Genomic DNA, 18,817 nt, shown 5'->3' on the forward strand with positions numbered 1-18,817 from the left:
CCGCCACTGGGGCCGACCCTGTCGAAGCCCGGCATTCCCCTTCAGGAACAGCCCCTCGGAAAGCCAAGGGGATGGAGCGCAGCCCGATGACCAGAATCGCCATCATCAACGGCAAGCTGGCAGACCCTGCCGCCACGGACCTCTCGCCCGGCATCATCCTGATCGAGGATGACCGCATCGCGGCGGCGGGCGATGTCGCCGTCCCGGCCGATGCGGAAACCATCGATGCAGCCGGCCTCGTCGTCGCGCCCGGACTGATCGACCTCGGCGTCTTTGCCACCGACAAGCCCGCCTTCCACTTCGGCGGCATCACCCGCGCAGCGCTGATGCCGGATCAATCCTCGCCCCTGGACGATGCCGGCCTCATCCGCCAGGCGACGCGCGCGGGCAAGCCCGACTTCTGGGTCCACCCCATCGCGGCGGCAACGCGCGGCCTCAAGGGCGCCGAACTGGCCGAGATCGGCATGATGCAGGCGGCAGGGGCAAGGGCGGTCGGCACCGGACGCCAGTGGATCGCCGATTCAGGCGTGATGATGCGCGTGCTCTCCTATGCCTCGGGCCTTGGCCTCACCGTCATCACCCATGCGGAGGACAGCGGCCTGACGGGCAAGGCGGTGGCGACCAGCGGCGAGACGGCGACGCGGCTCGGCCTGCCCCACGCGCCCGCCTGCGCAGAGGCGATGGCCATCGCCCGCGACATCATGCTGGCGCGGGCGACGGGCGGCGCGATCCATTTCCGGCTGGTGACGACCGGCGCCGGTTTCGACCTGATCCGCGCGGCCAAGGCAGAGGGCCTCAAGGTCACCTGCGGCATCAGCCCGGCCTATCTCTTCCTCTCCGACAATGCCGTGACGGACTTCCGCACCTTCGCCCGGCTCTCTCCGCCGCTGCGGTCGGAGGATGACCGAAGGGCCACCATCGCCGCGGTCGCCGACGGCACCGTCGACGTCATCACGTCCAGCCACGATCCCCGCGGGCCGGAGGACAAGCGCCTCCCCTTCGCCGACGCCGCCCCCGGCATGGCGGGTGCCGAAACGCTGCTCGCCCTCTCGCTCAACCTGGTGCGGGACGGGCATGTGACGCTCAACCGGCTGATGATGCTGCTCAGCGCCAATCCGGCGCGGATATTGGGCGTCAATGGCGGCAGCTTCGCGGCGGGCAGCGCAGCGGACCTGATCTTCGTCGATCCGGACGCGCCCTGGATCGTGGATTCGGGAAAGATGGCTGCACAGGCCGGGAACACGCCGTTCGACCGCATGCCCGTGCAGGGACGCGTGCGGCGCATCATGAAGGGCGGCAATTTCCTCTAGGGCGATTTCCAGGCGATCGGAACATGCGCTCAGTTTCCCGCTTGCTCTCCCCGGCATGCCACGCTAAAGCGCCCTCCTTCGCTGGCCCCGGCCAGTGCAGGAGTGTAGCTCAGTTGGTAGAGCGTCGGTCTCCAAAACCGAATGCCGGGGGTTCGAGTCCCTCCACTCCTGCCAGGCGAACTGGCCGCGACCCCTTGAAATATCGGGGTTTCGCGGCTAGCTGCGCTTGACGAAGCATGGGTCGCGAAGCGCGGCCGCACCCCCGGACGCCAAACAGGGCGGGATCGGGAGGGCGGACTGTTGCTTCGCGCTTTGGTGTTTGTTCGAAGGGTTTTGAGGCAGGCGATGGCGAAGGTTTCTCCGGGCGAATTCGTCAATCAGGTGAAGACCGAAGCGTCGAAGATCGTGTGGCCCACCGGCCGCGAAACGATCATGACCGGCGTGATGGTGGTCATCATGACCTCGCTGCTGGGCCTGTTCTTCTTCGGCATCGACACCTTCTTCGGCGCGGTCGTCCAGTGGCTGCTGGCGTTCGCCGCCGGCCAGGCATAACGGCCTAAACGGGAGTTTGAGACGGTAACATGGCGCGCTGGTACATCATCCACGCCTATTCGGGCTTCGAGAACAAGGTCAAGGAATCGATCCTGTCCGAAGCCGAGCGCATGGGCCTCTCCCAGCTGGTCGAGCAGGTGGAAGTCCCCACCGAGACCGTGACGGAGGTAAAGCGCGGCAAGAAGGTGCAGGTCGAGCGCAAGTTCATGCCCGGCTATGTCCTCGCCAAGCTGGCGATGAACGACGACATCTATCACCTCGTCAAGAACACGCCGAAGGTGACGGGCTTCCTGGGGTCGAGCGGCAAGCCGCAGGCCATCAGCGAGGCGGACGCCGCCCGCTATTTCGGCGCGCAGAAGGCGGCAGAGGCCGCGCCCAAGCACAAGATCAACGTCGATTACGAGATCGGCGACAGCGTCAAGGTGCTGGACGGCCCCTTCGCCAGCTTCAACGGCACGGTCGAGGAGCTGGATTTCGAAAAGAACCGGGTCAAGGTGTCCGTGTCGATCTTCGGCCGCGCCACCCCGGTCGAACTGGACTTCGAGCAGGTCGAACTGTCCAAATGATTTCACGTCACCCCGGCGCAGGCCGGGGTTTCGTGCCTTCACGCCGTTCCCTTGCGGCCTGAGGTCCCGGCCTTCACCGGGATGATGACAAGGGTAAGTGCGGGAGGCGGATGTTAAGTCCGCTGCTTGACCGCTAAACTTGAACCGGTGGATTTGCTCGCAAATCCACCAGCAACAGAGTGAGTGAAAATGGCCAAGAAGATTACGGGCTATATCAAGCTCCAGGTGCCCGCTGGAGCCGCCAACCCCTCGCCGCCGATCGGTCCGGCGCTGGGTCAGCGCGGTGTGAACATCATGGAATTCTGCAAGGCGTTCAACGCCTCGACGGAAAAGATGGAAAAGGGCACGCCGCTGCCGACCATCATTACCGTCTATGCGGACCGTTCGTTCAGCTTCGTGACGAAGCAGCCGCCCGCCACCTACCTCATCAAGAAGGCCGTGAACCTCAAGTCCGGCTCCAAGGAACCGGGCAAGGTCGTCGCCGGCAAGATCACCCGCGCCCAGCTCGCCGAAATCGCGCAGGCCAAGATGGTTGACCTGAACGCGAACGATATCGACGCGGCGACGAAGATCATCGAAGGCTCCGCCCGCGCGATGGGCCTCGAAGTGGTGGAGGGCTGAGATCATGGCAAAGCTGACGAAAAAGGCGAAGGTCCTGGCCGCTGCCGTTGACCGCGAAAAGCTGCACGGCGTCGACGAGGCGCTGGGCCTCATCAAGACCCACGCGACCGCCAAGTTCGACGAAAGCGTCGAAATCGCGATCAACCTGGGCGTCGATCCGCGTCACGCCGACCAGATGGTCCGCGGCGTCGTGACCCTGCCCGCCGGCACCGGCAAGGACGTGCGCGTCGCCGTGTTCGCCCGTGGCGACAAGGCTGAAGCCGCGACCGCCGCTGGCGCCGATATCGTGGGTGCAGAAGACCTGCTGGACTCGATCCAGGCCGGCAATATCGACTTCCAGCGTGTGATCGCCACTCCCGACATGATGGGTCTGGTCGGTCGCCTGGGTAAGGTTCTGGGTCCCAAGGGCCTGATGCCGAACCCGAAGCTGGGCACCGTCACCCCGAACGTCGCCGAAGCGGTCAAGGCTGCCAAGGGCGGCCAGATCGAATTCCGCGTCGAAAAGGCCGGCATCATCCACGCCGGCCTCGGCAAGGCCAGCTTCTCGGCCGAGGACCTGCGCAAGAATTTCGACGCCTTCGTCGACGCGATCGTCAAGGCGAAGCCGTCGGGTTCGAAGGGCAAATATGTCCGCAAGATCGCCCTGTCGTCCTCGATGGGCCCGGGCGTAAAGGTCGACGTGGCGGAAGTCGCTTCGGTCTGATCCCTCGCGGATGAGAGAAAAAGGGGCCGCCTTCCCTCTTTGCGGGGGAAGGCGGCCTTCTTATTTGGGCTATTCTCCCCTTGCGGGGAGGGCACCGTGACCTTCGGCGGAATCGCCAAAGGACGGTGTGAACTTCGGGGCGAGTGACCTTCCGCCCCGGCTTCCGCATCGGCTGAAGCGACAAACAGGTCATCATGTATCCGTCGGGAATGGCGGGTCGCTTTACCGATGGAAATAGAAATGTCTTTCGAACACCTCCCTGCCCTCCTGTCCGACGCGCTGACGCGGAAAGGCTATGAAAGCCTGACGCCCGTGCAGGCAGAGGTCACCCAGACCGAAGCCGAAGGCCGCGACCTCATCGTCTCGGCCCAGACCGGATCGGGCAAGACGGTCGCCTTCGGCCTTGCCATGGCAACCGAACTGCTGGGCGACCAGAACCGCCTGCCCGTCGCCGCCCGGCCGCTGGCGCTGGCGATCGCGCCGACCCGCGAACTGGCGCTTCAGGTCGCGCGCGAACTGGAATGGCTCTATGGCGAGGCCCGCGCCCGCATCACCACCTGCGTGGGCGGCATGGACGCCGCCAAGGAACGCCGCGCGCTTTCGCAAGGCGCGCATATCGTCGTCGGCACCCCGGGCCGCCTGCGCGATCATCTGGAACGCGGCGCGCTCGACCTGTCCGCCATCAAGACGGTGGTGCTCGACGAAGCGGACGAAATGCTCGACATGGGCTTCCGCGAGGATCTGGAGGAGATTCTCGACGGCGCGCCCGACAACCGCCGCACGCTCCTTTTCTCCGCCACCATGCCCAAGCCGATCGTGGCGCTGGCCAAGCGCTACCAGAAGGACGCACTGCGCATCTCCACGGTCAGCGATGAACGCGGCCATGGCGACATCAGCTACCAGGCGGTGACGGTCGCGCCCGCCGATATCGAAAATGCGGTGGTCAACCTGCTGCGCTATCATGAGGCGGAGACGGCGATCCTCTTCTGCGCCACCCGCGACAATGTCCGGCACCTGCACGCCAGCCTGACGGAACGCGGCTTCGCGGCGGTGGCGCTGTCGGGCGAGCACAGCCAGAATGAGCGCAACCACGCGCTCCAGGCGCTGCGCGACCGCCGGGCGCGGGTCTGCGTCGCCACCGACGTGGCCGCGCGCGGCATCGACCTCCCCAATCTCAGCCTCGTCGTCCATGTCGAAATCCCGCGCGACGCGGAAACGATGCAGCACCGCTCCGGCCGCACCGGCCGCGCCGGCAAGAAGGGCACGGCCGTGCTGATCGTCCCCTATCCGCGCCGCCGGAGGGTCGAATCCATGCTGCGCGGCGCGAAGATCCCGGTCGAATGGGGCACCCCGCCCGGCAAGGAAGCGATCCAGGAGCAGGACAATGCGCGCCTGCGCGAGAAGCTGATGGAGCGTGCCGAACTCGACGAGCAGGACTGGGCCCTGGGGGCAGAGCTGCTGGCCGAAAAATCGCCCAAGGAAATCGCCGCCATGCTGGTGAGGAGCGCCCGTGCCGCCCTCCCCGCCCCGGAGGAACTGCTGGACGCGAGCGAGGCACCCGCGCGACGCGACGGGCCGCGTCCGGGCTTTGAGGATACGGTCTGGTTCCGCATGGACATCGGCCGCAACCAGAACGCCGATCCGCGCTGGATATTGCCGCTGATCTGCCGCCGCGGCCATGTGTCGCGGCAGGAAATCGGCGCGATCCGCATCGCCGCCAATGAAACGATGTTCGAAATCCCCTCCGCCATCGCGGCGAAGTTCATCGGCGCGGTGAAACGCACCGGGCAGGCAAGCGACGAGGGGGCGGAAGTCGCGATCGAACAGATCGAGGGCAAGCCCCGCGAAATGGCGCGCGAGAATCGGCGCGACGGCGGCCCGCGCGGCAAAGGCCGCCCCAATGAAGGGCGCGGACCACAGCCCGCTTATGGCGCGCGACCCTTCAAGGGCGGCCCGCGCAAGAGCGGCCCACGCAAGCCGAGAGGCTGAAGAGATGAAGCTCGTCCGACACCTGCCCCACAGTGTCGACGAGCTTCAGATGCCGGTCCATGGAGCGATTTCCAGGCGATCGGCCTCTGGAGCGTTTCCATCATGAGTGGAAACGCTCTCTCGTCTTGACCCGCGTCGCTCTAGCCCGCACCGCAGAGCGACAGCATCCGCGCCGCGAGTTCCCTCTCCCCCATCACCACATGGGGTACGCCCAGCCCCTCCAGATGCTTGACCTCCGCATCGGAATGGGCGCGGGCGATGACCTGAAGGTCGGGATTGAGATGACGCGCATGTTCGTGGATCGCGCCGCCCTCAAACCCTTCAGGCACGGCGATCAGCAAGCGCCGCGCCTCGATTATGCCCGCCGCCCGCAGGTGCCGGTCCTCCAGCGCGCTGCCGCGCACGACCGTGAGGCCCGCTTCCTCCGCCTCCTCCGCCCGGTCGGCATCTGCCTCGACCACCACGAAATGCGCGCCCTTCTCGGCCAGTCGATCCGCGATCAGCTTCCCCACCCGGCCATAGCCGACCAGGATGACATGGCCGATGCGTGGGCCGATGCTTGCCTTGGCCTTAGCCCTTTCCGCCTGCGCCTCTTCCTCGACCTCCTCCTGCTTGTGCCCGCGCACGATGAGCGAGAAGATCAGCGGATTGAGAAAGATCGACACGATCGCGCCGGCAAGGATCAGGTCGCGCGCCTCGGCCGGCAACACCCCCAGCCCCGTGCCCAATGATGCCAGGATGAAGGAGAATTCCCCGATCTGCGCCAGGCTTGCCGCGATGGTGAGCGCCGTGTCGCCCGGATGACCGAAGGCGCGGACGATGGCGAAGGCGGCGATCGACTTGCCGACGATGATGATCGCCACCGTGACCAGCAACGGCAGCGGCTGCTCGACCAGCACCGCCGGATTGAAGAGCATGCCGACCGAGACGAAGAAAAGCACCGCAAAGGCATCCCGCAGCGGCAGCGTCTCCTCGGTCGCACGGCGGCTGAGCGGCGTCTCGCCCAGGATCATGCCGGCGAAGAAGGCCCCGAGCGCAAAGGACACGTCGAAGGCAACCGCCGCGCCAAAGGCGACGCCCAGCGCGATCGCCAGGACGGCGAGGCGGAACAGCTCGCGCGATCCGCTATGGACGACCCAGTGCAGCGCCCAGGGAATGACGCGCCGGCCAACCACCAGCATCAGCGCGACGAAGCCCGCGACCTTCAGCAGCGTGCCCAGCAGCGGCGCCAGCAGGGCCGCCGCCCCGCCCGACGCATCGGCATTGTTCATGACGCCGGCAAGCGCAGGGAGCAGCACCAGCGCCAACACCATCACCAGATCCTCGACGATCAGCCATCCCACGGCGATCCGGCCCCTGCGGGTTTCCACCAGGTCCGCCCCCTGCAGGGCGCGCAGCAGAACGACCGTGCTCGCCACCGACAGCGCAAGGCCGAAGACCAGCCCGCCGAGCAGCGGCCAGCCCATGACATGCGCCAGGCCCATGCCCATCAGCGTCGCCACGGCGATCTGGCCAATCGCGCCGGGCACGGCGATGTTCTTCACCGACAGCAGGTCACGCAGGGAGAAATGCAGGCCGACGCCGAACATCAGCAGGATGACGCCGATTTCCGCCAGCTCATTGGCCAGGCTGGCATTGGCGACGAAGCCCGGCGTGAACGGCCCGACGATGATGCCGGCGACCAGATAGCCGACGAGCGGCGATAATTTCAGGCGATGGGCGATGGCGCCCATGACAAAGGCAACGACAAGGCCCGCGACGATCGTTCCGATCAGGGGCGTGTGATGGGGCATGGAGTGTCTTTCCCTGGCCGCCGACGGAGGGGCTTCCTCCATCGGCGGCATATCATATTCATTCAGCGATGGTCAGCATCGCCGCCGACAACAAGGCGCCGGCCGCGCCCAATCCCGCCATGACGGCGGGCATGAACCACCATGGCGGACGGCGGCGGGACGGCCTGGTGCCGCCGCGTCGCGATCTTCTGCGGGTCATGAAGAGGCTCCTTTTTCCTGACGGCGGCCGCAACGGCGGCCTGGAAACGATGCGTCAGGAAAGAACAGGAGGCGCCCGCGCCCGTTGGCGGGACAGCAGGCGCAAGGGCGGGAAGGAGAAGGAGGAACGCGGGAATCGGTTGCCGGCATATGGCAGGACGACAGCCAGCAGCATCGCCACGACCCCCGGCACGCCCACGGCGAACGTCGGCCACGACGCCCTTCCGTCGTCATCCGGCTCCATTGCCTGCATGGCAACGGGACTGGCATGGGCGCGGGCCTTCAACACCACGCTGGTGGTGGCCGGATTGAAGGCGGAGCCAGTGAACCGGCTGGACGGCGGCCCCAGGGGCGCGAGTGCGCTCAACAGGGCGACGCTCAGCGACAGCCACAATGTCAGGATGAACAACAACCGGCCCGCCAAGGCTTCATTCCTGTATGGCGCTGGCGTCATCCGTGATGCTATCCCTTCGCTGGCCGTCCGCTGGCCCTGCGCTGGGCGAAGATAGGGACGGACCAGGCCAAAAACCAGCCCCGAATGCCGCGCTTGCCGGTTGACATGGGCGAGTCATTCCAGTAGCGGGCCACATTCCCGCGCGGGTCCAACAGGGCATAGTCCCTCGACGATCTGCGTAAAGCAGATTTGAACGAGAAGAGAAGAGCCATGTTCGCAGTCGTGCGCACGGGCGGCAAGCAATATCGCGTCGCCGCCGGAGACAAGATCGTCGTCGAGAAGCTGGCCGGTGAGGCTGGCGACAAGGTGACGCTGGATGACGTCCTGTTCGCCGGCGAAGGCAGCGACGTGAAGGACGCAGCCAAGCTGACCGTCGCCGCCGAAATCATCGCGCAGGCGAAGGGCGAGAAGGTCATCGTTTTCAAGAAGCGCCGTCGGCACAACTACCGTCGTCGCAACGGCCATCGCCAGAATCACACGATCCTCAAGATCGTGTCGATCGCCTGAGCCGCAGCAAAGTCACGAGGAGTTTAAGTCATGGCACATAAGAAAGCTGGCGGTTCGTCGCGCAACGGTCGCGATTCGGAATCGAAGCGCCTTGGCGTGAAGAAGTTCGGCGGTCAGGAAGTGATCGGCGGCAACATCATCATTCGCCAGCGCGGCACCCGCGTCTATCCCGGCCGCAATGTCGGCATGGGCAAGGACCACACGCTGTTCGCGCTGGGTGAAGGCCGCGTGGTATTCCACACCGGCAAGCTCGGCCGCAAATATGTGTCGGTCGACGCCATGGCCGAAGCAGCCGAATAACGGACGATCGATGACGGATCGTCCCTCGCAATCGGGGCGATCCTCCTGACGGAACGGCTTTTGGCCAGACCGCCAGTGTTCGAGGGAAACAAGGGGCGCCCCTTCCGGGAGCGCCCCTTTTCGTATCAAAAGCCGTCTCCCCTGAATTTCCCTCAACTCTCTGGAACCGTGGCCTTTCTCGCGCGTCATGCGGGCGGGGCCCAGCCAGAGAAGACAGTCGTCAAGCCGTAACTTTTCACGGTCATTGGCGCGCCGGAGATTAGGAGACTTTCGATGTTCGCCCGTACCCCCCGCCTGTTGCTGCGGCCTGGCTGGATGGAAGATGCCCGCGCCCTTGCCGACGCAATCGGCGACCCAGCCGTCCTGCGCAATCTGGCCCGCGCGCCGGCCGCCTATGGCCTGGCCGATGCGGAGGCATTCCTGGCCCAGCCGCAGGACCTGCGCCTGCCCAACCTGCTCGCCTTCACCCGTACCAAGGGCGCGCCGCGCCTGGTGGGCGGCTGCGGCCTCCACAGGGCGCAGGATGGCGCGGTCGAACTGGGCTATTGGATCGCCCGCCCCTATTGGGGGCTCGGCTTCGCGACCGAGGCAGCCAGCGCCGTCATGTGCATGGCCCGCGCCTCGGGCGTCCGCGACACGCGCGCCGCCCATTTCGTGGACAATCCGGCGTCCGGCAACGTCCTGCGCAAGATCGGCTTCCACTACAGGGGAAAGACGGAAAGGCGCTTCAGCCTCGCTCGCGGCGCGGCGGCCGACTGCCTGATCTTCGAGCAGGGCGTCGCTGAGGAAGGGCGCGCAATCCCCATGATGACGGATTCGTCGATGGATCTTTACGGCGATTCGCTGCCCGCTCTGGCGGCCTGACCCCTTGCGGCCGGGAGGGCGGCTTTGCGCCGCCTTCCCCCCAGCCCGACAGTGTTTTGGAAGAAGCGGCCGCTTTTGCCGCGCCCCTGTTTAATTCCGCCGCATAAACCGCTATGGGCGCGCGATGCATTTTCTTGATCAAGCGAAGATTTACATCAAGTCCGGCTGGGGCGGTCCCGGCGCGGTCAGTTTCCGGCGCGAAAAATATGTCGAATATGGCGGTCCCGACGGCGGCAACGGCGGCAAGGGCGGCGACATCATCTTCGAGGCGGTGGCGGGACTGAACACCCTGATCGACTTCCGCTACACCCAACATTTCAAGGCGCAGCGCGGCATGCCCGGTATGGGCAAGAACCGCTATGGCGCCGGCGGCGACGACCTCGTCATCAAGGTGCCGGTCGGCACGCAGATCCTGTCCGATCCCACGCCCATAGACGGCACCGAGGATGAGGACGGCACGATGGAATATGAGCAGGAACTGCTGGCCGACTTCACCGAAGTCGGCCAGCGCATCGTGCTGCTGCGCGGCGGCGATGGCGGACGCGGCAACCTGTCCTACAAGACCAGCACCAACCGCGCCCCGCGCCAACATGGCACGGGCTGGCCGGGGCAGGAAATGTGGGTATGGCTGCGGCTGAAGCTGCTGGCCGATGTCGGGCTGGTCGGCATGCCCAATGCGGGCAAGTCCACCTTCATCAACCAGGTCACCAACACCAAGGCGAAGGTCGGCGCCTACGCCTTCACCACCACAAAGCCGCAATTGGGCGTGGTGCTACATCGCGACCGGGAATTCGTCCTGGCCGACATTCCCGGCCTGATCGAGGGCGCGGCCGAGGGGGCCGGCATCGGCGACCGCTTCCTGGGCCATGTCGAGCGTTGCCGGGTGCTGCTGCACCTGATCGACGCGACCGGCGACGACCCCATCGAACAATTCCGCATCGTCCAGGATGAACTCGCGGCCTATGGCGGCGGCCTGGACGAAAAGCCGCAGATCGTGGCGCTCAACAAGGGCGACCTGCTGGGCCCGGACCTGATGGAGGACATTGCCGGCCAGCTCCAGGAAGAGGCAGGCGTGGAGGAGCTGTTCATCATCTCCGGCGCGACCGGCGAAGGCGTGCCGGCACTGCTGGACGCGGTATTGCCCTTGCTGGACCACCCCGGCGAAGAGGATGAGGATGAAGATGGGGTGGAAGAAGACGACAAGCCGTGGTCGCCCCTCTGATTCTCTCCTCCCTCAGGCCGATGGTACCGGGCAACGGCGCTGATCACCTCTCCCCGGACCCAAGGCCCGCTTCGCTCGCGTTCACCCCAACCCTTCCCGCCTGCGGGAGGGGAGGAAGACATAAATGACCCCCTCCCTCTCCGGCTTTCCCCCTCCGCAAATCCGCCGCCTCGTCATCAAGATCGGCTCGGCGCTGCTCGTCGATCCCCAGGGCGAAGTGCGCACGGCATGGCTGCGCACGCTGGTGGCCGACATCGCGGCCCGCAAGACGGCGGGGCAGCAGATCATCATCGTCTCCTCCGGCGCGATCGCGCTTGGCGCACGACGGCTGAAGCTGCCCAGAGGCGGGCGCGGCTCGCTGGAGGACGCGCAGGCGGCCGCCGCCACTGGCCAGATCGCACTGTCGCAATGCTGGGCCAGCCTGCTCCACGAAAACGGCATCACCGCGGCGCAGATGCTGGTGACGCTGGACGATCTGGAAAACCGCCGCCGCTATCTCAATGCGTCGGCCACGCTGGAACGGCTGATGGCGCTCGACGTCGTACCGGTCGTGAACGAGAATGACAGCGTCGCCACGGCGGAGATCCGCTTTGGCGACAATGACCGGCTGGCGGCGCGCATCGGACAGGCGGCACGGGCTGACGCAGTTGTGCTGCTGTCGGACGTCGACGGGCTTTACACGGCGAACCCGCATGTCGATGCGGACGCCATGCTGATAGAGACAATCGAGCGCATCGATGCGCGCATCGCCGGGATGGCGGACGGCGGTTCGGCGTCCGGAATGGGATCGGGCGGCATGACCTCCAAGATCGAGGCGGCGCGGATAGCAACCGGGGCCGGCGCGCATCTGGCGATCATCTCCGGCAAGGTGGATTCGCCGCTGTCGCACTGGGCGAATGGCGGCAAGGGGTCGATCTTCCTCGCCGCGCAGGCCAGGGGCGCGCGAAAGGGCTGGCTGGCCGGGCGCCTGACGGTGCGCGGGCGGATCGTGGTCGACGCCGGGGCAGAGGCGGCCCTGGGACGCGGCAACAGCCTGCTCCCGGCCGGCGTGACTCGGTGCGAGGGCGTTTTCGCCCGTGGCGACGTGGTCGACATATTGGCGCAGGATGGACGGGTGATCGCTCGCGGCCTCATCGAATATGACAGCGAGGAAGCCTCCCGCATCGCCGGCAAGCGCAGTGAGGATATCGCCGCGCTGCTGGGGCACCTGCCCCGATCCGTGCTGGTCCATCGCGATCATATGGCGATGGTCTGATCCATGTCCCTGCGCATTGCGATGACGGGCGCGACGGGTTTCGTCGGCGCCGAGACGCTGAATCAGGCGCTGGCGGCGGGGCATCATGTCAGCGCCATCACCCGCCGCGCACAGCCGCCCCGCGCCCATCTCAAATGGGTGCCCGGCGCGCTGGAGGACCGGGCGGCGCTCAACACGCTGGTCCGCGACGCCGATGTGGTCATCCACATTGCCGGCGTCGTGAACGCGCCCGACCGCGAAGGCTTCGAAATGGGCAATGCCCGCGGCACCATGGCGGTGGTCGACGCTATGCGACAGCGCGGCGTCAGGCGGCTGATCCACGTGTCCTCGCTCTCGGCGCGGGAGCCTGGGCTCTCGGACTATGGCTGGTCGAAGGAACTGGCGGAGCGGCACGTGAAGGCAAGCGGCCTCGACTGGACCATCGTCCGCCCGCCCGCCATCTACGGTCCGGGCGACCGGGAAATGCTGGAACTGTTCCGCATGGCCCGGCGCGGGATCATGCTGCTGCCGCCTGGCGGACGCCTGTCGGTGATCGAGGTGAGCGACCTTGCACGCCTGTTCCTGACGCTGGCGGTCGAAAAGGACATGAAGAGCCTCACCCATGTCTATGAGGTCGATGACGGCACGCCCGGCGGCTGGGACCATATGGACTTCGCGCAGGCGATCGGCCGCGCAGTCGGACGGCCGGTCCGGGCCTTCGCGACGCCAGCCTGGCTGTTGGGCATGGGCGCGCGGCTTGACCGGCTGGTGCGCGGCAGGAACGCGAAGCTGACGCCCGACCGGGTCCATTATTTCTGCCACCCCGATTGGGTCGTGAAGAAGCGCAAGCAACCTCTCAGGAAGCTGTGGGTGCCCAAGGTGCCGACCGAAGAGGGATTGAAGGCGACGGCCCAGGCCTATCGCGCGAAGGGCTGGCTCTGACGATCGGAACGGCGCCCGCTCAAGGCAGCGCGCGGACGCCGTTCCAGAGCGATTTCCAAGCGATCGGAACCGATCGCTGGTCAAGAAATCGCAGAAAACAGAGAATCCAGAGCGGCGGTCTGGTTCGATCAGATCGAAACCCGTCCTAGACGGCGCTCAACCCCGCGTCCGCCAGGCCGCGCCAAAGGTGCAGCGCCTGCACGCTTTCCGCCACATCGTGCACCCGCACCATCTGCGCGCCCAGTTCGGCGGCGCGGAACGCCAGGGCCACCGAACCGCCCAGCCGCTCGGCCGCCGGCGCCTCGTTCGACAGGGCCCCGATCAGGCGCTTGCGGCTGCCCGCGAACAGCAACGGCACGCCCAGCCCCTGAAGGGTCCCCAGGCCATTCACCAGCGCCAGATTGTCGGCAAGCGACTTGCCAAAGCCCAGTCCGGGATCGACCATGATCTTCCCGCGCGGCACCCCGGCCGCCAGACAGGCCTCCACCCGCTCCTCCAGCATGTCGAACACATCGGCCACGACATCGCCATAGCCGCCCGCATTGTCATGCGGATCATCGCCGGCCGACGGCGCATGCATGAGGATGACCGGGCATCCCCCCGCGACCACCACGTCCATGGCGCGGGGATCATGCCGCAGCGCGCTCACATCGTTGACCACCGCCGCTCCCGCGGCCAGCGCGGCCTCCATCACCGCCGCCTTGCGCGTGTCGATGGACATGGGAATGCCGGCCGCTGCCAGCCTTTCGATCACCGGCACGACGCGGGCGATCTCATCCCCCTCCCACAAGCGCGGCGCCCTGGGCCGGGTGGACTCCCCGCCCACATCGATCAGCGCGGCCCCCGCCGCCGCCATGGCGAAGCCCGCATCGGCCGCTGCCTGCGGATCATCCATATGCTTGCCGCCGTCGGAAAAGCTGTCCGGCGTGATGTTGAGGATCGCCATCACCTGCGGCGCGTCGAAACGGATGGTGCGTTCCCCCAGCATCAGGGGCTGCCGCGGCGCCGAGATATTGGCCGCCAACAGCCGCGCCCGCTCCGCCACGGGCTCGGGCAGGCCCGCCACCACATCGTCGAACGTCGCGACCGGCACCGTCGCCCGCGCCACTTTCTGCCCGCCCTTTCGCGCGGTCAGCTCATAGCCCTGGAACCAGATCAGCCCATTGCCCATCCGCGCCGCCGATCCTTCGGCCAGGCCGACAGGCGACGACACGAACCATGTGGGACGCAGATAAAGCCGCGCATCGGCGGGAATTTGGGAAAGCATGTTCAAACCCCGCTCAGCCCGAACGGAAACATCCGATGATCCTCAGGGCTCGTTCGCCAACAAATAGGTCTGCCGCAGCGCGTCGATCGGCTTCAACACGCCCTCTATCTCGCAATGCCAGAAGGTCCAGCCGTTGCAGCTCGGCGCGCCCTGCAACGTCGCGCCCATCTTGTGGATCGACCCGGTATCCGCGCCCACGGACAGCGAACCGTCCGCCCGCACCACCGCCTGCCAGCGCCGCCGTGCGTCCACCAGCACCGCGCCGGGTTGCAGATAGCCGGTCTCGACCAGTGTGCCGAACGCCACCTTGGGCTGCTGCCGCGCGGTCTGCATGATGGTCAGCGCGCTTTCATCGAGCGGCAACGCCGCCTCGATCCGCTCCAGCGCGACCTCGATATAATCATCCTCGCGCTCGATGCCGATCCACCTGCGGCCCAGGCGCTTGGCGACCGCCCCCGTTGTCCCGGTGCCGAAAAAGGGATCAAGCACCACGTCGCCCGGCTTGGTGCAGGCCAGCATCACGCGATAGAGCAGCGCCTCGGGCTTCTGCGTCGGATGCGCCTTGGTCCCGTTGCGCTTCAGCCGCTCCTGCCCGCCGCAGATCGGCAGCACCCAGTCGGAACGCATCTGCAACTCGTCGTTCAGCGTCTTCATCGCCTTGTAGTTGAACGTATATTTGGCGTCCTCCCCCTGGCTCGCCCAGATCAGCGTCTCATGCGCGTTGGTGAAGCGGGTGCCCTTGAAATTGGGCATGGGGTTGGATTTACGCCAGATGATGTCGTTGAGGATCCAGAAGCCTTCATCCTGCAACGCGGTGCCGACGCGGAAGATATTGTGGTAGCTGCCGATCACCCAGATGGTGCCGTTGGGCTTCAATATGCGCCGCGCTTCCCGCAGCCAGGCCTTGGTGAAGCGGTCGTAGGAACCCAGCGTGTCGAACTTGTCCCAGTCATTGTCGACCGCGTCCACCCGGCTGCCCTCGGGCCGGAACAGGTCGCCGCCAAGCTGGAGATTATAGGGCGGATCCGCGAAGATCATGTCGATGCACGCGTCGGGCAGCTTCGCCATTTCAGCAATGCAGTCACCGCGCAGCAGCCGGTCGGCCTCGACCTCTACGGGCGCAACCGCCTTTTTCCGCCGCGGCGCGACGCGTTCCATGACACCCATTTCGTGACCCCCGTTTCCTTCTGAGGCCCAGCGATGAGTCCTCCGGAGTCAGCCGTCAAGATCAGCAACTTAGGGTTCACGCCTGACAAAATGGTTAACGCAACGGCGAACGAACCGGGTAGCCACTAGATATTGAGTCGACAGCCGCCTCGCAGACTCAAGATCGGCTAGTGTGACGCAAAAGACTCAGATGGAAAGAGGCTCGAAGTTTTTTTGGTTAACGCCATCTGGAAGGGTAAAAGCGACGTTCACCTTGACCAATTCATAACCCGACGAGTATGGATTGGCCATGACGGAACATGTTTTGAGGGGCGATCGGTCGGCCTCCTGCGATGAATTATTCAAGGCCCTGTCGGACGGCACGCGACGCGCCCTGCTCGAATATCTGGTGCGCGAAGGAGAACAGAGCGTTCACGCCCTCACCGCCATCTCCGGCGTATCGCAACCCATGGTGTCCCGCCACCTCGGCAAGCTGAAACGCGCCAGCCTCGTGACGGCCCGTCGGGCCGGGCGCGAAACCTATTATACGGCCAGGGCAAAGGGCCTCGCCCCGGTGGTGCAATGGATGGCGGTCTATGGCGCGCTATGGTCCCAGCGATTCACCGCGCTGGAGGATCTGGACGGCTATTAAGGAACATCCTGCTCCTGCGAAGGCAGGAGCACGGCAATTCCATGTAGCAGATCTATTTAGCCGACTGGGCCAGGATCGCCTCGATCAGCAGCACATCATCCGGCTTGTCGGCATCGATGCAGGCCTCAGCCTTCTCCATCGCCACCAGCCGCGCGACCAGCCCGAACCGCCGCCCCACCCGCGCGATCCCGCCCCGCAGCGTGGAAATCCTGAACACCGCCCCCAGCAAGGCCAGCGGGCCAAAGGCGGACAATATCTTCCACCCCTTCTTCCGGTCCTGCTCGACCTCCTGCCACAAGGCGACCACCGGCCGCGCCTTGCCGCTGCCGAACCAGAAGATGTTCGCCCCCGACCACCAGCCATCGCGGAACTTCAGCCATGTCCGCCGTGACCCGGGATAGCGCGCCAGCAGCGTGGCCCGCTCCACCATCGCCACGGCAATGTCCGCCCCGGACGCCTGCCCTGCCATCTGGTCGAGCATCGCCCCATCCAGCAGCACGTGATCCGCCGTCGTCAGCAGCAGCGGAAAGGGCAAATCCGCCCGATCCAGCAGGGCCATGATCGATGACGCGATCCCGCCCCCGCTCTTCTCGAACCGCACTTTGGGATGCTCCGCCAGCCAGGCGGTGGCGGGATCGGCGGCGAACAATTCCGGCGCCTGCGTCAGCACGACCAGCCGCCCGATCGCCGGATGCGCCAGCAGGGCACGGGCCGGGCGGTTGATCATCGGCTCCCCCGCCACTGGCACCAGCGGCTTGACTGCAACCCCGGCGGCCACCGCCAAAGGATCAGGGATCGGCCGCGACCCGGCCAGCAATATCGCGGTGATGTCGGAAGCCGCTGCGTTCATTCCCGCCCGTTAGCGGAGGGAGTACGCCACGAAAAGCTATTTCCCGGTCGCCGCCGGCCCCGCGGTCTTCTGCGCCACCTGCACCGGCAGGCCGATGCGCAGGCTCTTCAACTGCGCCAGCCGCGCCCGGAAGGCCGCCAGTTCCCTGCCCGCCAGTTGCGACGTCGTGGTGAAGCGCACCGACAGCGGATTGATCGTCTGCCCGTTCCGGTACAATTCATAATGCAGATGCGGTCCGGTCGACAGGCCCGACGACCCGACATAGCCGATCACCTGCCCCTGCCGCACCCGCTGCCCCGGCGATGCCGCGATGCGGCTCATATGCGCATAGCCGGTGGCAAGGCCGCCGCCATGCTCCAGCCGGACATAATTGCCATGCCCGCCATGCCGCCCGGCATAGGATACGACGCCGTCGGTCGCGGCATAGATGGGCGATCCATAGGCGGCGGCGAAGTCGATCCCCGCATGCATGCGGGTATAGCCCAATATGGGATGCCGCCGCATGCCGTAGCTGGACGACATGCGCCCCGCCACCGGCGCCGACAGCACGCCGCGCCGCTGGCCCACGCCGGATGCCTCGAACCATTGGGTCCGCCCGTCCTGCGTCCATTTCAGCATGTCGATGCCGCGCCCGCTCGCCCGATGCAGCCCGGCGAACAGCAGGTCGCCCACCTCCACATCGCCGGTGTCGGCCCGCCGATATTCGGTGACGATGTCGTATCGGTCGCCGGCGGAGATCGAACCCAGATCGACCTGCTGCGCCACGACGCGCAGGAAGCTCTGGATCGCCTTGGGCGGCGCCCCCGCCGCCCTGGCCGAGCGATAGAGGCTCTCGCCCACCACGCCCTGGATGCGCAGCGGCGTCTCGTCCACATGGATCGCCGTCCGCTGCACCTGCAACACGCCACCGACCCGCGCAATCTCGATCCCCAGGTCAAGCCGCGCCCGGAAAGCCAGCTTGTCCAGAGGCCGCGGCACGTCCTGGCTCGCCCGCCGGCCCAGCACGATGTCCAGCGGTGTCCCCGGCTTCAATCCCGCGCCGATGTCGCCCGCCATCAGGCTGGTGACCGTCGCCGTGTCGCTGCTGCTCACGCCCGCTCGCGCCAGTGCCCGTGACAGCGAATCGCTGCCGCCGATCTGCGCGCGCAATTCGATCTGCGGCCGCTCCGGCGTCTCGCGCAGCGGTTGCACCGCGTCGGTCGGTCCCATGCGCCGCCCGCTGTCCGCGCCCAGGGCCAGGGGCATGATCATCTGGCTGCGCACTTCATCGAACTGCCTGGCCGCCATCAGCGGCTGCCGTTCGCCGGGCAAGGGATGAAAGCCCGGCGACAGATAGAGCGCCGCCGCGCACAAGCCGAAACAGGTCGCAAGGCCCCGGAACCAGGTGAAACTTCCCACCCGCTGGCCAAGGTCGGGGACCAGTTCGACATCCTCGGCCCAGTCGCGCAGCTTCTCGCGCCAGTCGCGCCGGTCCGGCCCCCCGTTGCGGATCGAGTCAGTCAGCCACAGGGACGCGGAGGCGCCACCCTGCTGGGCATTGATCTGACCATCATGAAACACGGTAAAACAGGCCCCCGGGGCAAATGTCGCCCGACCCCCGCCGCGCGCTCATCCGCAATTTTGTAAAAGGGCAAGGTTAAAGTCAAA

General features: G+C 66.4%; 19 protein-coding genes and 1 tRNA gene. 15 read left to right on the forward strand and 5 right to left on the reverse strand.

Annotation, left to right across the window (positions count from 1 at the left end):
• Positions 1 to 86 precede the first annotated feature (86 nt).
• From MRBLSP13_RS06010 to MRBLSP13_RS06040, 7 genes are all read left to right on the forward strand, one after another.
• On the forward strand, positions 87 to 1,310 hold the full coding sequence (locus tag MRBLSP13_RS06010; protein WP_363735456.1) for a dihydroorotase: 1,224 nt from the start codon (positions 87 to 89) through the stop codon (positions 1,308 to 1,310).
• A 98-nt stretch (positions 1,311 to 1,408) separates the two neighbouring features.
• Positions 1,409 to 1,484, forward strand: a tRNA-Trp gene (locus MRBLSP13_RS06015).
• A gap of 171 nt (positions 1,485 to 1,655) precedes the next feature.
• The gene (gene secE, locus MRBLSP13_RS06020) at positions 1,656 to 1,862 is read left to right on the forward strand and encodes a preprotein translocase subunit SecE (RefSeq protein WP_133654611.1); all 207 of its coding nucleotides are present in this window, start codon (positions 1,656 to 1,658) and stop codon (positions 1,860 to 1,862) included.
• Between the two features lie 29 nt (positions 1,863 to 1,891).
• Entirely contained in the window at positions 1,892 to 2,428 is a 537-nt protein-coding gene (gene nusG, locus MRBLSP13_RS06025) for a transcription termination/antitermination protein NusG (RefSeq protein ID WP_133654610.1), read from the forward strand.
• 189 nt (positions 2,429 to 2,617) lie between these two features.
• Positions 2,618 to 3,049 (forward strand): 50S ribosomal protein L11, encoded by a 432-nt coding sequence (gene rplK, locus MRBLSP13_RS06030; RefSeq protein WP_007709087.1) that lies wholly within the window; start codon positions 2,618 to 2,620, stop codon positions 3,047 to 3,049.
• A 4-nt stretch (positions 3,050 to 3,053) separates the two neighbouring features.
• Complete coding sequence (gene rplA / locus MRBLSP13_RS06035; RefSeq protein ID WP_363735459.1) at positions 3,054 to 3,752, forward strand: 50S ribosomal protein L1; 699 nt, start codon at positions 3,054 to 3,056, stop codon at positions 3,750 to 3,752.
• 240 nt (positions 3,753 to 3,992) lie between these two features.
• Positions 3,993 to 5,741: a DEAD/DEAH box helicase gene (locus MRBLSP13_RS06040; RefSeq protein WP_363735461.1), complete on the forward strand. Its 1,749-nt coding sequence runs from the start codon at positions 3,993 to 3,995 to the stop codon at positions 5,739 to 5,741.
• A gap of 140 nt (positions 5,742 to 5,881) precedes the next feature.
• On the opposite strand, the gene ybaL is transcribed toward MRBLSP13_RS06040, so the two are convergent.
• Positions 5,882 to 7,534, reverse strand: a complete 1,653-nt coding sequence (ybaL, locus tag MRBLSP13_RS06045; RefSeq protein ID WP_363735463.1) for a YbaL family putative K(+) efflux transporter — start codon at positions 7,532 to 7,534, stop codon at positions 5,882 to 5,884.
• A gap of 68 nt (positions 7,535 to 7,602) precedes the next feature.
• Between ybaL and MRBLSP13_RS06050 the strand changes: the two genes are divergently transcribed.
• The 7 genes from MRBLSP13_RS06050 to MRBLSP13_RS06080 all read left to right on the forward strand — a co-directional run bounded on the left by MRBLSP13_RS06050 (position 7,603) and on the right by MRBLSP13_RS06080 (position 13,255).
• Positions 7,603 to 8,241: a hypothetical protein gene (locus tag MRBLSP13_RS06050; RefSeq protein WP_363753396.1), complete on the forward strand. Its 639-nt coding sequence runs from the start codon at positions 7,603 to 7,605 to the stop codon at positions 8,239 to 8,241.
• A gap of 155 nt (positions 8,242 to 8,396) precedes the next feature.
• Positions 8,397 to 8,693, forward strand: coding sequence for a 50S ribosomal protein L21 (gene rplU / locus MRBLSP13_RS06055; RefSeq protein ID WP_133654605.1), 297 nt, complete (start codon positions 8,397 to 8,399; stop codon positions 8,691 to 8,693).
• 30 nt (positions 8,694 to 8,723) lie between these two features.
• Complete coding sequence (rpmA, locus tag MRBLSP13_RS06060) at positions 8,724 to 8,993, forward strand: 50S ribosomal protein L27 (RefSeq protein ID WP_007683600.1); 270 nt, start codon at positions 8,724 to 8,726, stop codon at positions 8,991 to 8,993.
• A 273-nt stretch (positions 8,994 to 9,266) separates the two neighbouring features.
• On the forward strand, positions 9,267 to 9,857 hold the full coding sequence (locus MRBLSP13_RS06065; RefSeq protein WP_363735470.1) for a GNAT family N-acetyltransferase: 591 nt from the start codon (positions 9,267 to 9,269) through the stop codon (positions 9,855 to 9,857).
• 124 nt (positions 9,858 to 9,981) lie between these two features.
• Positions 9,982 to 11,079 carry a GTPase ObgE gene (obgE, locus tag MRBLSP13_RS06070; RefSeq protein ID WP_363753399.1) on the forward strand — a complete coding sequence of 366 codons (1,098 nt, stop codon included), beginning with the start codon at positions 9,982 to 9,984 and terminating at the stop codon, positions 11,077 to 11,079.
• 124 nt (positions 11,080 to 11,203) lie between these two features.
• The gene (gene proB / locus MRBLSP13_RS06075) at positions 11,204 to 12,334 is read left to right on the forward strand and encodes a glutamate 5-kinase (RefSeq protein WP_363753402.1); all 1,131 of its coding nucleotides are present in this window, start codon (positions 11,204 to 11,206) and stop codon (positions 12,332 to 12,334) included.
• Between the two features lie 3 nt (positions 12,335 to 12,337).
• A complete protein-coding gene (locus tag MRBLSP13_RS06080; RefSeq protein WP_166666446.1) occupies positions 12,338 to 13,255 on the forward strand; it encodes an NAD-dependent epimerase/dehydratase family protein in 918 nt (305 codons plus the stop codon).
• A gap of 145 nt (positions 13,256 to 13,400) precedes the next feature.
• Here MRBLSP13_RS06080 and folP read toward each other — a convergent pair whose 3' ends face one another.
• Together folP and MRBLSP13_RS06090 are read right to left on the reverse strand one after the other, a co-directional pair.
• Positions 13,401 to 14,522 (reverse strand): dihydropteroate synthase, encoded by a 1,122-nt coding sequence (gene folP / locus MRBLSP13_RS06085; protein WP_363753406.1) that lies wholly within the window; start codon positions 14,520 to 14,522, stop codon positions 13,401 to 13,403.
• Between the two features lie 42 nt (positions 14,523 to 14,564).
• The gene (locus MRBLSP13_RS06090; RefSeq protein ID WP_133654600.1) at positions 14,565 to 15,689 is read right to left on the reverse strand and encodes a site-specific DNA-methyltransferase; all 1,125 of its coding nucleotides are present in this window, start codon (positions 15,687 to 15,689) and stop codon (positions 14,565 to 14,567) included.
• Between the two features lie 289 nt (positions 15,690 to 15,978).
• On the opposite strand from MRBLSP13_RS06090, the gene MRBLSP13_RS06095 reads away from it, so the two are divergent.
• Positions 15,979 to 16,320, forward strand: coding sequence for an ArsR/SmtB family transcription factor (locus MRBLSP13_RS06095; RefSeq protein ID WP_363735478.1), 342 nt, complete (start codon positions 15,979 to 15,981; stop codon positions 16,318 to 16,320).
• Positions 16,321 to 16,372: 52 nt separating this feature from the next.
• On the opposite strand, the gene MRBLSP13_RS06100 is transcribed toward MRBLSP13_RS06095, so the two are convergent.
• Positions 16,373 to 17,170 carry a nucleotidyltransferase family protein gene (locus MRBLSP13_RS06100; RefSeq protein WP_363753409.1) on the reverse strand — a complete coding sequence of 266 codons (798 nt, stop codon included), beginning with the start codon at positions 17,168 to 17,170 and terminating at the stop codon, positions 16,373 to 16,375.
• Positions 17,171 to 17,206: 36 nt separating this feature from the next.
• A complete protein-coding gene (locus MRBLSP13_RS06105; RefSeq protein ID WP_363735481.1) occupies positions 17,207 to 18,730 on the reverse strand; it encodes a M23 family metallopeptidase in 1,524 nt (507 codons plus the stop codon).
• Positions 18,731 to 18,817 lie beyond the last annotated feature (87 nt).

Source organism: Sphingobium sp. LSP13-1-1.1, from assembly GCF_040676415.1.
GTDB lineage: Bacteria > Pseudomonadota > Alphaproteobacteria > Sphingomonadales > Sphingomonadaceae > Sphingobium.

What these genes read in the sequence shown, in the direction of transcription:
- MRBLSP13_RS06010 (WP_363735456.1), top strand. Translation starts at nt 87, where the DNA reads ATGACCAGAATCGCCATCATCAACGGCAAGCTGGCAGACCCTGCCGCC.
- secE (WP_133654611.1), top strand. Translation starts at nt 1,656, where the DNA reads ATGGCGAAGGTTTCTCCGGGCGAATTCGTCAATCAGGTGAAGACCGAA.
- nusG (WP_133654610.1), top strand. Translation starts at nt 1,892, where the DNA reads ATGGCGCGCTGGTACATCATCCACGCCTATTCGGGCTTCGAGAACAAG.
- rplK (WP_007709087.1), top strand. Translation starts at nt 2,618, where the DNA reads ATGGCCAAGAAGATTACGGGCTATATCAAGCTCCAGGTGCCCGCTGGA.
- rplA (WP_363735459.1), top strand. Translation starts at nt 3,054, where the DNA reads ATGGCAAAGCTGACGAAAAAGGCGAAGGTCCTGGCCGCTGCCGTTGAC.
- MRBLSP13_RS06040 (WP_363735461.1), top strand. Translation starts at nt 3,993, where the DNA reads ATGTCTTTCGAACACCTCCCTGCCCTCCTGTCCGACGCGCTGACGCGG.
- ybaL (WP_363735463.1), bottom strand. Translation starts at nt 7,534, where the DNA reads ATGCCCCATCACACGCCCCTGATCGGAACGATCGTCGCGGGCCTTGTC.
- MRBLSP13_RS06050 (WP_363753396.1), top strand. Translation starts at nt 7,603, where the DNA reads ATGGTCAGCATCGCCGCCGACAACAAGGCGCCGGCCGCGCCCAATCCC.
- rplU (WP_133654605.1), top strand. Translation starts at nt 8,397, where the DNA reads ATGTTCGCAGTCGTGCGCACGGGCGGCAAGCAATATCGCGTCGCCGCC.
- rpmA (WP_007683600.1), top strand. Translation starts at nt 8,724, where the DNA reads ATGGCACATAAGAAAGCTGGCGGTTCGTCGCGCAACGGTCGCGATTCG.
- MRBLSP13_RS06065 (WP_363735470.1), top strand. Translation starts at nt 9,267, where the DNA reads ATGTTCGCCCGTACCCCCCGCCTGTTGCTGCGGCCTGGCTGGATGGAA.
- obgE (WP_363753399.1), top strand. Translation starts at nt 9,982, where the DNA reads ATGCATTTTCTTGATCAAGCGAAGATTTACATCAAGTCCGGCTGGGGC.
- proB (WP_363753402.1), top strand. Translation starts at nt 11,204, where the DNA reads ATGACCCCCTCCCTCTCCGGCTTTCCCCCTCCGCAAATCCGCCGCCTC.
- MRBLSP13_RS06080 (WP_166666446.1), top strand. Translation starts at nt 12,338, where the DNA reads ATGTCCCTGCGCATTGCGATGACGGGCGCGACGGGTTTCGTCGGCGCC.
- folP (WP_363753406.1), bottom strand. Translation starts at nt 14,522, where the DNA reads ATGCTTTCCCAAATTCCCGCCGATGCGCGGCTTTATCTGCGTCCCACA.
- MRBLSP13_RS06090 (WP_133654600.1), bottom strand. Translation starts at nt 15,689, where the DNA reads ATGGGTGTCATGGAACGCGTCGCGCCGCGGCGGAAAAAGGCGGTTGCG.
- MRBLSP13_RS06095 (WP_363735478.1), top strand. Translation starts at nt 15,979, where the DNA reads ATGACGGAACATGTTTTGAGGGGCGATCGGTCGGCCTCCTGCGATGAA.
- MRBLSP13_RS06100 (WP_363753409.1), bottom strand. Translation starts at nt 17,170, where the DNA reads ATGAACGCAGCGGCTTCCGACATCACCGCGATATTGCTGGCCGGGTCG.